Here is a 12,527-nt window from a genome sequence, read left to right as displayed (position 1 = left end):
CAGCTCATAAATGCGATCGCTTGCTCAATTCTCGATGATTAATCTAGAGGCTAAAATCAGCAACTGAGACAATTAACCTTTTTCCAGCTACCGAGTTTAGGTGGTAAGCTCTTGACTATCTAAATTACTCGTTAAGATTGCAGGGGAGCAGCAAGAGGCAGTTTGAGCATTTGTACTAAATTTTCAATACGCAGTTTAAATTCAGTGCAGCTTAGTCCGCTAAACGGTAGTGAACTTGACAATGTTGTTGATATTGTTACCGAACAGGGACTAAAAGATAGAATCAGAGAGCGCATACTTAGGGCCAGCTGAATAAATCTAAAAACCTTGTTGGGTAAGAATTTTAGACTTTTTGGATATCAAAAAGTACCATATCTGGGAGTGAGCGGGGGGAAAATTCCGGGACTTTTTCCCTGAAAAACCCCACACCCCACACCCCACACCCCACACTCTGTTCCCACGAAAACCTTTTTCAGCAAACCCTAAATAGCTGGGCAAAAAATCAAGAAAAACAGCAAAAAAGCGCAGTTACCCCCTTGACAAATAGCCAAAACTAGGCATTAGTTAAATTTAATTATTTTTTAATAAAAACCGCTTTCTATCACCAGAAAAAGCTATCGGTAGATTTTTATCAGAGTAATGTAATCATCTTTACAGCTATCGGGGATCAAAGGATGTTACGGTGAAGGAGCGATGACAAACCCACTTTAAGATCACCCCGATTGCTATGGCACAGATTCTCGATCCCCTCCCCAACGGCAAGAAAAATAGTATTCTTTGTTGCTATGTCAATGCGACCAATCATATTCAAATTGTTCGCATCACCAATATTGCTAACTGGTATTTTGAAAGGGTGGTTTTCCCGGGGCAGCGTTTAGTATTTGAGACCCTAGCGGATGCTTTCTTAGAGATTCATACGGGGATGATGGCCAGTGCCATCCTTTCCGATAATATCCCCTGTGAACGCCTTTATATCAGCGATGGGGATGACGATGACTCCGATGGTCAACTAGAGGGGGAAATATTCTACCCCCATTCCCTAGAGGAAAGTCAAGGGGCGAAAATTGACAATACCGTACCGTTTGGTTTAAGTTTAGCTTCCGCCTAGCTAATAAACTAATCTGATAATTCCCCTCGCACGAGAATCACAGTGCAATTAACGGCACGGGCAATCGTCGAGGGGATATTGCCATTTAATAACTGATTGAGCAAGCTTTCTCTAGATGCACCCAAAAGCACCAAAGAACAATCCTCCGATTCTACCAGATTAATTACCGCCTCGGCCGGAGAGGCCGAACGAATCGGTAAAGGCACAATCGGCTGTGCGATCGCTTTTTGTAAAGATGCTTGTAAAACTTCCAAAATAGACAGATCTGGCAGTAACTCCGTCGGAGAATAGATTTTACATAACCAAAGTTTGGGATGATCCGAAGACTCGGACAAAGACAGCAAACTAGGCAATAATGCTAAGGCGCGTTCGGCATTGGGACCGCCGGCGGTGGGAATCAGCCAAATCCTTTCCCGATTAGGATCGTTGGGAAAACAATCCTTTGTTCCCAATTTTACCAAGATGGTTTCACAGGGGGCCTGAGCAATCAAAGTATCGACTAAAACCCCAAAAATCGCCCCAGTGGTGGATCTTTCCCCCGTCCAACCCATAATTAATAAATTGCTGTGTCGTTCGCGAATCGTGGCCAAAATCCCTTCGGCGATATCCTGAGCCACCGAAATTTGTGTATGAACAGAGATATTCTGCTGTCGCGCTAATCTTTCCAGACGATGAAGTAATTTGCGTCCTTCCCGCGTATCTACCCGGACTTCCGCCGGAGAACTAAGACGAGGCACAGTAATCACATAGAGACAATCTATCTCATAATTGCGTTCACGGGCGATCGCGGCGGCAATTTTAAACAAAGCGGTAGCGGTGTCAGGATTGGCAATAGGTAATAAAATCCGACCTATTCCCACAGCCGGGGAACGAGTTTGATAAACCACATAGGAAGGGGTACTGCGTTGGGGCAGTTGACAAACTCCCCCTAATTGATCAGCTTCCACCCGGATAATATCGGTGCGGGTGATGATCCCCACCAGTTTTTGACCATCGGTAACGGGTAAACGGGAAAGCTGATAGCGATTTAACAGAAATAAAACATCGCTTAAAGCTGCTTGGGGAGCCACCGTAATCGGATTGGGAGTCATGATCTCCCGTAGGACGGTTTGACTGTTTTTTGATCGCCATTTATCCAGATCACTTTGGGTAAAAATCCCCAATAGTCGCCCCTGTTCCACCACCGGAAAACCGCGATGATGGGAACGAGACATAATTTTCACCACTTCCCCTAGGGGTAAATCCGCCGGCAGAATTTCCACCTGCGATTGCATCACATCTATAGCCGACAGATGGGCCAGCACATCATTAGCAGGGGTTTCCTCGTTGAGAATAATACCACTAGCGGAAAGTAAATGCTGATAGAGGGAACCGGGGCGAATGCTTTCGGCAGTGATATAAGAAACGGCACAGGTCAACATCAGGGGCAACACAACATTAAAATTGCGATGCAGTTCAAAGACAATAACGATCGCCGTTACCGGAACCCTGACTACTCCCGTAAAAAAAGCCCCCATACCGGCTAAAGTATAACTAGCTTCGTTGCCGAAACCCATAATTTTCGTCTCGATTCCCCCCACCAGAAACCCCAAACAGGATCCCAACACCAAAGCGGGGGCGAGGAGTCCTCCCGGAGCGCCAGAACTGTAGGAGATCATCGTCAGGAAAAAATAGACCACAAAAGCGAGGGCGGTATTCTGCCAACTTAATTCCCCTGCCAGCAAAAATTCGCGTAAACCCGTATTATCTCGGAAAAAGTCGGGTAAAAAAGCCACTACCGTTCCCGATAAGCAACTGACCAGACCGATACGCCAAGCCAGAGATAACCGCCAACGCCGCTGCATCTGGCTACAAAAAAGGATGCCTTGATTGAATAAAGCTCCCAATAAGCCCGCTAAAACCCCCAAAAGGCCATAAAAGGGTATTTCTTGGGCAGAGAAGCTAATATTGGCATATTCAGTGATGATCGAGGGGGTATTCTGCAGCATCATCGAAACCACGGCCCCGGTAAAGGAAGCCACGATCGCCGTTTCTAGGGTCATACTGGAAACATCGCGCATTAATTCCTCGATCACAAAGAGGACTCCGGCGATGGGAGTAGTAAAACCGGCCGCTAACCCAGCGGCTGCCCCGGCTGCGATCATCTGACGACGGTGATCGGGACTGGTGGGCAGCCAGACGCTTAACTGGGCTGCTAGGGCTGCCCCGATGTGTACCGTGGGGGCGCGACGACCAAGGGTTAAACCACCGCCAAGGATCAGGATCGCCCCGATCATTTTTACGACGGCAACGCGCCAAGACAGGGGCAAAGGATATTTAGCTAAGGCCGCTTTTACTTGGGGAATACCACCCCCGGCGGCCGCGGGGGAGAAGTGTTCGACAATCCAACCGGCACTGTAACCGAGCAGAAAACCGCCGAGGGGCAAAACTAGGAAAGGAGAGGAATTGGCTACTAGATGCACCCGCCAACCACCTAACCAACCGATGCCCAATTTCAGGATAATAGCGGCAAGGGCGGAGAGAATTCCGATTAAACAGGCGACCAGTAAAGCATAACGACTATCGGTGGCGCTACGTCCGAAGTGTTGGGATTTAAACCACTGACGGAGGTTTTGGTGACGGGCAAAAAGTCCCATAATTATCAGGGAGAATCAAGGCAATGGCGGAGCGAGGATTTATTTCGGGTTGGCTGAATAAATCTAAAAACCTTGTGGGATAAGACTTTTAGACCTTTTTGAAATCCAAAAGTGCCGAGACCGGGAGTACTCAGGGGGAAAATTCCGGGACTTTTCCCCTGAAAATTAGGTAATTGACTACCTGAAAATCGGTAAAACCCTACACCCTACACCCTACACCCTACACCCTGCTCCCACCAACAAACTTTTTCAGCAAACCCTAATTATGTTAATTTGCCTCAAGTGCCGAAGCTCTTATCATATTTTTTAGCTAATGTCAATAAAGTTATGAAACGATTTCTCTTATTATTTTGTGTTCTCGTCAGTTTTTTGGTATTTATCAGCCTTCAAATCGATTTTTCCTTGTCCGCACTAGCTCTAACTCGACAACAGTCAGAAGGACCGGGGCAGCTGTTGTATCAATCCCGTCATAGTTTGCGCGATGATACTGGTAGTCCTTGGCAGGTGGTGTTATTCAAACGAGTTAAAGATGGGGAAACGGTAGAAATTAGTTTGCGCTTGGTGGGATTTCCAGAGGGGATTGAGTTTCTTCACCCAGAAAGATTAACGATAACCACTGCTAAAGGGCAAATTTTAGCGGCTGAGGATGCTTTTGCCCAAGAATCACCCGCAGCTAACGTTGGTCAATACAAGATGCAGGATATCTTAGCGCAGCTACCCGTTACCGAAGCGATCGAGCTTTCCCTCCCCCTAGACAATCCCCGCTCTCTCAGTATCCCTACTCCTGTACTTTTGGAATGGCAAAGTCTGCTTTTTTCCGTAAATGGGGGAAATCCCAATCACCGACGATAAAAAAATACTCAATTAGCAAAAGTTTCAGCTATTACCACTACAAGAAAATCACTCTCGGACAAATTCAATTGCCTGACTACAGTTCTAAAGCTTCATAGATGTACAATTTATTCAAAAAACCGACGCTGCTGAATTGATAACTAGGTAAAGGGGGAGGGAACGATAATTCCGTTTGATAAACGCTGAAAATGAGAAAATTCTTTCTAGATGTGTTAGTGGTGATCGCTTCTTGTAAAAAAGGATGACCCGTATCCACCAACATTTTACAGTAACCCCGTAAGAGAGCTTGCACCTCGGGGGAAGCTTGCGCCCGAGCGCAGACATTATCCTTAAGATAGCTAGTTAACCTCTGGGAAGCGTATTGTTCGTAATCTTGACGATTAGGGTTAGTTGTCAGCAATATACCCGCAATTCCCCCTAAAACCACTCCTAACACCATTCCCCCTAACCGCGCCAATTTCATAAGCTCTCAAATCATCACTCACTTACCCTAACGATAGCCCGAAATAGGATAAAAAACCTGTTGTCAATCATTCGTCTTGTGCTATACTTAAAAAGGTGTGCGGCGAGCGTAGCCAAGTGGTTAAGGCAGTGGATTGTGGTTCCACCATTCGGGGGTTCAAGTCCCCTCGTTCGCCCTCTTTTCAAGACCCTCGATTTCAGGCTAGGCTAAAATTCGCACTAAATCAACTTCCTTTTTGTAGTAGTTCTGCTGATGTGAGCAAACAGAGAACTGAAAACTCAAATCTGATGCCTAATAGCTGTATCCCGTCTCGACTGGGAAATTAATTTTGCACGACTACTTACTTTCTCACCTAGCCCGAGCTTTTATATTAACTAATTCAGAGGATAATTACCGTGAAAACAGCGAAATATCCCGAAAAAATTGCCGCTCTCTGGACAACATTCCTCTTGGGAACCCTATTTCACACCCAACTGGGGTTAATGCCACTCTTCCATGGTCAATCGATCGTCGAGAGTCATCAAACCAGCAATCTCGATCCGATTTTCTGGGGAATGTTGCTCTTTTTTTTGCTGCCAATGTTAGCGATTATCGGGGTCAATTTTAGCGAAAGTCGCTCCTTGAGAAAAACCCATTTCTGGCTAACAATTCTCTATTCTATCTTAAATTTAGCCCATCTCATCGCTGATCTTCTGGTCAGACCGATCGCTTGGTATCAAATCGCTCTCATGGCAATTTTATTGATCATCGGACTGATTTTAAATCTAGTTTCCTATCAATGGCTGCGGTTAGCGATCGCCCATCCGCGCCATCTCTCGGAAAATCATTAGCAGTGCCAAGATCAAAGAGTAGCCGGTTGACTAACTGATTCACACAAGAGGAAGCCTTTTGATCTTAAGTTGGTGCTTATTAGGGCAAAAGCAAGCTTAAACCAGATCTAAAGCGATTTTTTCGGAGAATTTAGCTTAAAAACTCTAATTAATTCCTATTATTCTCCAGATCAGCCCCTAAGTTGCCCCTGTTTCCGGGCTGACGCTGCCACCACATCTGACCAAGTGCGGATCTTTTTAGCTATGATGGTTCAGAAGCAAGCCAATAAAGGGAACTTTCGTGGCTGGTTATTCATCAAAAAACTCCTGATCGGAGGAGTTAAGTAGACGATATAGTTCAGATTAACGGCAAATATTGGTTAATAGTAATAACGAGGTAATTATTTTGATGAAATCTCTCATTCGTTGGACGGCAACCCTTGGTTTAGTAGGGACGACAATGTTGACTTCGCTGCTGGGCAGCTATTCTAAAGCACTCGCTTTACCGGAAGAACAAATCGTCAAAACCTTGCAGTCTGTACCTGTCTTCGCTATTGCTGATGATCAAGGAGTCCCCTTAATTGCCGTGGGAGAAAAAGAACAGAAATTCACGGGAGTTTTTATCAGTAAGCAGGACGCACAAAACTTTTTTGAACGACTGAAAAAAGAGAATCCTGAAGTGGCCAGCAAAGTTAAAGTTCAGGCTGTTTCTTTGGCGCAAGTTTATAAAATGCAAACCAGTCAAACCGAACAAAATCGTTTAATTGTCGATTTTGTTCCCAAAGAGTCGGAAGTAGAATCGGCGAAAAAACTGCTCAGTGAAAGAGGTCAACAATATCAAGGTGGTGTACCTTTATTTGTGCCGAAAGCGGGAAAAGAGAGTAATTTTCTGGTAATCAGTCGCAATAATCAGGATTTTATTCCTTTCTTCTTTGAAAAAGCCGCCGCTTTGCAAATGGTAGAACAATATAAAAAAGCTAATCCCGCCGAAGCAGCCACGGTGAAAATTGATGTTATTCCCTTAGAAAGTGTCATCGCCACCCTACAACAAAGTAACGATGAAGCTTTAACTAAAATTCTCCTCTATCCTAGCCAAGAAACGATTGATTTTATCCGAGCAAATAGCAACCAAAATGCTCCCAACCAAGCGCCGGCAAATCAGCCACGCCCTAATAATAATACCAATAATCCCCCCGCCCCCAATCGTTAAGCCTTGTGTCTGCTAGTATTTCTGGTCAAGAATTAAGTCAATGGCGCCAACAGGCGATCGCTGATTTAGAGCAAGCGCAACTATCTCCGAAAGAAGTGGATATCTTTCTGCAAGCAGTGACAGATTTAGATACTCTTTCCCTGCGCTTACAATCCTTTCGGGAACGAGAAAAAATCCCCTTGAGTTATTCCTGGTCGGAAATTACTGAACGCTGGCAAAAACGCCTGCAAGCAAGGGTTCCCTTGCAGTATTTGCTCGAATCGGTGGTCTGGCGTAACTTTACCCTGAAAGTCTGCCCGGGGGTCTTAATTCCTCGTCCCGAAACCGAGTTATTAATCGATATCGTTGGAGAAACCGTCAGAGGAGACGACGGGGGAATCTGGGTAGATCTGGGAACCGGTAGCGGTGCGATCGCTATTGGTTTAGCCAGTATCTTGACAAAAGCAGAGATATATGCTATTGATTACAGTCAAACGGCTTTAGCGATCGCCAAAGAAAATATCATCAAGACGGGTTTTGCCGACAGAATTATCTTAAAACAGGGTTCTTGGTGGACACCCCTAGAGAAGTGGAAAGGACAGATTAGCGGTATGCTGTCCAATCCTCCCTATATTCCCAGTGCAGAAATCCTCGACCTACAAATTGAAGTGCGGGAACATGAACCCCGTTTGGCCCTCGATGGAGGTGAAGACGGATTGACCGCGCTGCGCTATCTAGTGGCCACTGCTCCCGATTATCTGCGATCGGGAGGCCTTTGGCTAGTGGAAATGAGAGCCGGTCAAGGGGAAAAAGTAGTGCAAATGCTGGAAAATCAGGGCAATTATCGACAAATTCAGATTATTAACGACCTAGCAGGTTTCGATCGCTTTGTTTTGGCCGAGCGAATTTAGCGCAATGTCCCCGCTTCGCAGTCCCGCAGCCAGAGACGCACCGCTTGGCCGATAGTCCCTTGACTGGTTTCTAGGGGAGGTAAGGGGACTTGAGCGGGTTCAAGGGAAGCTAATTGACTGTAAACCGTCACTAATCGCCATCCTTCCCCAGTTTTAGTTAAAAATAACCAATGATAATTCTGGAGAGTGACAGAGCGATTTTTACTATACTGACGCTCTAAAGTCGTAAAAAAAACCTGTTGAGTGTCATCGGCAATTTGACCGGAATATTGACTAGCACTTAAAGGTAGGGGTGCAAATTCGGGACGACCGGCAATAATCACAAAAACCGGTGTAGATAATTCTTGATCGATTTGGGAGCGGGTAATAACTCGGTTAGCATAACTGGGTAAATCTGACAAGAGGCGATCGACTAAAAGATTTAAATCCTCTGGACAGCTAGAAAGAGGACGACTAACGGCCGGGAAGTTAATCCCGAAAATAACCAGTAATACCCCTAAATATCGGCTAATTCTTGACAAATTTTTGCCCATGCTATTTTTGGCTCCTCCGCACCGGTGATCGGTCGTCCAATTACTAGATAATCAGCCCCAGCTTTAAGCGCTTGGGCCGGAGTCATCACCCGACTTTGATCCCCTTTGATTGACCAGGAGGGACGAACTCCGGGGCAAACTAAGAGAAAATCCTCTCCACAGACGCGACGCAATTGCGCCACTTCTTGGGGAGAACAAACCGCCCCATCAATTCCCGATTCTTTGGCCAATAATGCCAGATTTAAGGCATATTCCGATAGTTCTAGGGAAATTTTGAGGTCGAGGGCTAATTCGCGGGCGTTAAGGCTGGTTAAAACGGTGATAGCGAGAAGTTTTGGCGGCGATAGCAGGTCAGAGATGGCCCCCTTAGCCGCCGTCAGTGCTTGCCGTCCGGCCGCTGCGTGGAGGGTGAGTAAATCCACTTGATAGCGACTGGCGGAACGACAGGCCCCGGCGACCGTATTGGGAATATCATGGAATTTGAGATCGAGAAAGATCTTTTTTTGTCTTTCTTGCAGAATCCCTAGAATTTCTGCATCGCTACTGACAAATAATTCTAGTCCCACTTTCCAAAAATTGACTTCCGGCAACAGATCGAGCAGTGCGATCGCTGATTCTAAATCCGGCACATCGAGAGGAACAATAATTCGGTCTGAGTTGGTCATATTGGGGCGATACAGTGGGGGTGTGGGGTGTGGGGTGTGGGGTGTGGGGAGAGGGAAGCGGGGAGAAGGAAGTGGGGAAGTGGGGAAGTGGGGACGGAGTTTAAAGGCAGTACAGCTTAAATCAGAGAAAAATCCAATCGGCAAAAGTGGCAGCCTGTCCGCAGTAAATGCCATCACGATCGATGATATTCCAAACGATCGCTTTTTCGATGCGAAATAGTTGACCATTTTTCGTGATCCTTACCCCGTGATAATCGTTGATATAGCCCTGTTTTTTGACTAAATCCAGCATTTTTTGGCGTTCTTGGGCGGGTTCCTCTCCCTCTACCGTTGCTCGCGAAGGAGTTGCTAATAATTCTTGCCAAGTTAAACCCCAGAGATCGAGGGCGCAGCGATTACCATAATTGAAGATCGGATTAGTTTGTGTACCGTGGGAAACTAGCACAAAAGGGGCATAAAAGAGCATTTTACTCTGTTCTTTGCCAGTACCGATCCAGGGTAAAAGCGATCGCCCGATTAACTGTTCATAACTATCCAGCAGCAATTCTGTCCAAGCTATAATAGCTAAATCTTCCCAAATTTCCATAAAATTATCTTGAAAAACTGGTTTAATCTTCCCTTTGCCAATATTTATAGGCCGCGTAGGCTAAAGTAATCACTCCCGTCAGAATTGCCGACTCATCCACTAAAAATTCCGGATGGTGAAGGGGGGGATTGAGGAGGTGAGAAGAACCCACTCCCAGACGGAACATTGTCCCCGGGGCCTGTTGCAAATAAAGGGAAAAATCCTCGGCCCCCATGGAGGGTTCCGAGAGAATTAAAACCCGATCCTGTCCCCAAGCTTCTAAACCAGCTTCTTCCACCAAACGGGTTAAAAATTGGTCATTTTGCACCGATGGCACACCCCGGCGATATTTTACTTGACATTTTGCGTTATAGGTGCTACAGACATTCGTGACCAAACTCTCGATCCATTCCGGGAGATGGGCGTGGGTTTCTGGGTGCAGCGATCGCACGGTTCCCGCCATGCGTACCTGATCGGCGATGACGTTGGGGGCGCGACCACCGCTAATCTGGCCGATGGTGAGGACAATGGGACGCAAAGGGTTTTGAGTCCGACTAATTGCCTGTTGCAAAGTGGTGATTACTTGCGAGGCGATCCAGATAGCATCGATCGCCTCGTGGGGCCGGGCCCCGTGGCCGGATTCTCCTTGAATAAAAATCTCCAGATCGTCGGCAGCCGCAGTTAAGGCCCCGTAACGAACCCCGATCGATCGGGCCGGAATCGAGGGGAAAACGTGCAGCCCGAAAACGGCACTGACATCCCGCATCACCCCCTCCCGGATCATCCAACTGGCCCCCTGGGCGATTTCCTCTGCTGGTTGAAAGAGAAAGCGTATTTTTCCCCCCAAAGGTTCCGAAAGACGGGAAAGCACCATCGCCACCCCTAAACCGACGGTAGCATGAACATCGTGACCGCAGGCGTGCATAATCCCCGGTTTGCGGGAAGCAAAGTCTAAATCGGTCTTTTCTTGGATCGGTAGGGCATCCATATCGGCCCGGATGGCTAAAATCCTTCGATCACTGCCTTTTCCCGCCAATTCTCCCTTAACTCCCGTTTTTCCCACCGCTTCCTGCACCGATAGACCACAGGAAGACAAAACCCCGGCAATATAGGCGGCAGTTTGATATTCTTGCCCGCTTAACTCTGGATTCGCGTGAATGTGGCGGCGAATCTCCACTAATCGGGGTGCGAGACTCTCGGCTATGTTTTTAATCTCGGAGAGCATGAAACCAGTTTTACAGTATCTTTAGGGTTAATCATAGAGCATTTTTTACCTGAAAATTGGGCTTGGCTGATTTTCAGTCTCAACTGTCTTCTCGGCACTCTTTCAACCCAGGACTAAGCTAATTTGTCAAGAGGATACGGGAGTTACTATTCATCTCTTGATTCGGTAACACCTCTTGAGAGAATATTCCAGCTATGATAGGAAACAGTGTCTAGTTAGGAAAAAAACATGGTTCAGTCTTCCGAAAAAATTGAAGTTAAGTACGGGGAAAGAGAAATTGCCGAAGGAACATTAATTACTTTCCCTAATCCACGTCCTGGCAGAAATTATGATATTCAGATCACCCTGCCTGAATATACCTGTAAATGTCCCTTTTCCGGTTATCCCGATTTTGCCACTATTTATCTTAGCTACGTTCCCGATCAAAAGGTGATGGAATTAAAGGCGATTAAACTTTATATTAATAGTTATCGCGATCGTTATATTTCTCACGAAGAAGCAATTAACCAAATTTTAGATGATTTGGTGGCCGCTTGCGAACCCTTGCAGATGAAAGTTAAGGGGGATTTTCATCCCAGGGGTAACGTTCATACCGTGGTGGAGGTGATGTATAAAAAAGAATAGCATAATTGTCTAGTTTGGGGATGGGTTAGCCCCCATCTCTAGCTGTTCTAGTTTTTGTTGTTCAAGTTTTTTGCTGTCCTTGTTTTCAATACTTATTTTAAAATTGTCCTCTATACTTAGAGCTTGAATCTTATCGTTAAGAGTTGGTTGATTGCCTTTGACTGCTGCTAGGTAAACTGCCCGCGCATTTAAATTGCTTATTGAGATGAGGCAAGAGGCAAGAGGCAAAATGGAGAATAAATCATCAGTTTTTAATAACCAGATTTAGTATAAGTAGGGCTGGCTGAATAAATCTAAAAACCTTGTTGGATAATATTTTTAGGCTTTTTTGCAATCAAAAACTGCCAGCCCTTGGCGTGATCTACACCCCACACCCTGCCCCCGGGAAAAACTTTTTCAGCAAACCCTAAGTAGAATTCAAATCACCCCCAGTGAGGAACTAGCCATGAAATCCTTTGCCCTTCTTACCACCGTCAGCCTAATCAGCCTTTCCACCCTCGCGACTGTTCGCCCCGTCATGGCGCTAGAGAGCCGACAACCAGCCGAAACCCGGATCGCTCAAGGGAACAATCAAGACGCGATCGGCCACTATAACCGGGGAATTGACTACATCCAACAGGAAAAATACGATCTCGCCCTCGCTGAATTCACCAAAGCGATCAACATTAATCCCCGATACGCCGAGGCTTACCTCAATCGGGGGGTTCTTTACCAACAACAGGGGAAACCTGACCTCGCCCTGTCCGATTTCAATCAGGCGCTCAACATTAATCCCCTATTGGCCGAGGCTTACTACAATCGGGGGGTTCTTTACCAACAACAGGGGAAACCTGACCTCGCCCTGTCCGATTACAATCAGGCGATCAACATTAATCCCCGATTGGCCCTGGCTTACAACAATCGCGGGTTTCTTTACGCCGGACAGGGGAAACCCGACCTCGCCCTAT

The 12,527-nt window shown here is 46.3% G+C and carries 13 protein-coding genes and 1 tRNA gene; 8 read left to right on the top strand and 6 right to left on the bottom strand.

Annotated elements, in window-relative coordinates; genetic code table 11:
• Positions 1 to 727 precede the first annotated feature (727 nt).
• Positions 728 to 1,108 carry a DUF1830 domain-containing protein gene (locus IM485_RS00245; protein WP_016516404.1) on the top strand — a complete coding sequence of 127 codons (381 nt, stop codon included), beginning with the start codon at positions 728 to 730 and terminating at the stop codon, positions 1,106 to 1,108.
• Between the two features lie 8 nt (positions 1,109 to 1,116).
• Here IM485_RS00245 and IM485_RS00240 read toward each other — a convergent pair whose 3' ends face one another.
• A complete protein-coding gene (locus IM485_RS00240) occupies positions 1,117 to 3,744 on the bottom strand; it encodes a chloride channel protein (RefSeq protein ID WP_287740433.1) in 2,628 nt (875 codons plus the stop codon).
• Positions 3,745 to 4,071: 327 nt separating this feature from the next.
• Here IM485_RS00240 and IM485_RS00235 point away from each other — a divergent pair, with 327 nt between their 5' ends.
• Positions 4,072 to 4,596, top strand: a complete 525-nt coding sequence (locus IM485_RS00235) for a DUF3122 domain-containing protein (RefSeq protein ID WP_287740431.1) — start codon at positions 4,072 to 4,074, stop codon at positions 4,594 to 4,596.
• Positions 4,597 to 4,672: 76 nt separating this feature from the next.
• Here the strand turns inward: IM485_RS00235 and IM485_RS00230 are convergent, their stop codons facing one another.
• Entirely contained in the window at positions 4,673 to 5,059 is a 387-nt protein-coding gene (locus IM485_RS00230; protein ID WP_104397251.1) for a DUF4359 domain-containing protein, read from the bottom strand.
• Positions 5,060 to 5,161: 102 nt separating this feature from the next.
• Between IM485_RS00230 and IM485_RS00225 the strand changes: the two genes are divergently transcribed.
• From IM485_RS00225 to prmC, 4 genes are all read left to right on the top strand, one after another.
• Positions 5,162 to 5,234 (top strand) — tRNA-His (locus IM485_RS00225).
• A 220-nt stretch (positions 5,235 to 5,454) separates the two neighbouring features.
• A complete protein-coding gene (locus IM485_RS00220) occupies positions 5,455 to 5,889 on the top strand; it encodes a hypothetical protein (protein WP_104397250.1) in 435 nt (144 codons plus the stop codon).
• 388 nt (positions 5,890 to 6,277) lie between these two features.
• A complete protein-coding gene (locus IM485_RS00215) occupies positions 6,278 to 7,078 on the top strand; it encodes a Tic22 family protein (RefSeq protein ID WP_287740429.1) in 801 nt (266 codons plus the stop codon).
• Between the two features lie 5 nt (positions 7,079 to 7,083).
• Positions 7,084 to 7,968 carry a peptide chain release factor N(5)-glutamine methyltransferase gene (gene prmC / locus IM485_RS00210; RefSeq protein ID WP_287740427.1) on the top strand — a complete coding sequence of 295 codons (885 nt, stop codon included), beginning with the start codon at positions 7,084 to 7,086 and terminating at the stop codon, positions 7,966 to 7,968.
• Here prmC and IM485_RS00205 read toward each other — a convergent pair.
• From IM485_RS00205 to IM485_RS00190, 4 genes are all read right to left on the bottom strand, one after another.
• Entirely contained in the window at positions 7,965 to 8,501 is a 537-nt protein-coding gene (locus IM485_RS00205) for a hypothetical protein (RefSeq protein ID WP_287740425.1), read from the bottom strand. The two genes, prmC and IM485_RS00205, sit on opposite strands and share 4 nt — an antisense overlap.
• On the bottom strand, positions 8,465 to 9,166 hold the full coding sequence (gene pyrF / locus IM485_RS00200; protein ID WP_287740490.1) for an orotidine-5'-phosphate decarboxylase: 702 nt from the start codon (positions 9,164 to 9,166) through the stop codon (positions 8,465 to 8,467). Before pyrF ends, IM485_RS00205 begins: the two co-directional genes overlap by 37 nt.
• Positions 9,167 to 9,287: 121 nt before the next feature.
• Positions 9,288 to 9,752 (bottom strand): MEKHLA domain-containing protein, encoded by a 465-nt coding sequence (locus IM485_RS00195; protein WP_104397245.1) that lies wholly within the window; start codon positions 9,750 to 9,752, stop codon positions 9,288 to 9,290.
• Positions 9,753 to 9,774: 22 nt separating this feature from the next.
• Complete coding sequence (locus tag IM485_RS00190; RefSeq protein ID WP_104397244.1) at positions 9,775 to 10,956, bottom strand: M20 family metallopeptidase; 1,182 nt, start codon at positions 10,954 to 10,956, stop codon at positions 9,775 to 9,777.
• 228 nt (positions 10,957 to 11,184) lie between these two features.
• Here IM485_RS00190 and queF point away from each other — a divergent pair, with 228 nt between their 5' ends.
• Together queF and IM485_RS00180 are read left to right on the top strand one after the other, a co-directional pair.
• Positions 11,185 to 11,580, top strand: coding sequence for a preQ(1) synthase (queF, locus tag IM485_RS00185; RefSeq protein WP_002740916.1), 396 nt, complete (start codon positions 11,185 to 11,187; stop codon positions 11,578 to 11,580).
• 328 nt (positions 11,581 to 11,908) lie between these two features.
• Positions 11,909 to 12,527, top strand: a 619-nt coding sequence (locus IM485_RS00180) for a tetratricopeptide repeat protein (RefSeq protein WP_287740423.1), incomplete at its 3' end; no start/stop codon positions are given.

The organism is Microcystis sp. M169S2, assembly GCF_020245865.1.
Taxonomy (GTDB): domain Bacteria; phylum Cyanobacteriota; class Cyanobacteriia; order Cyanobacteriales; family Microcystaceae; genus Microcystis; species Microcystis ichthyoblabe_A.
This window is presented reverse-complemented; position numbering and strand designations above follow the sequence as displayed.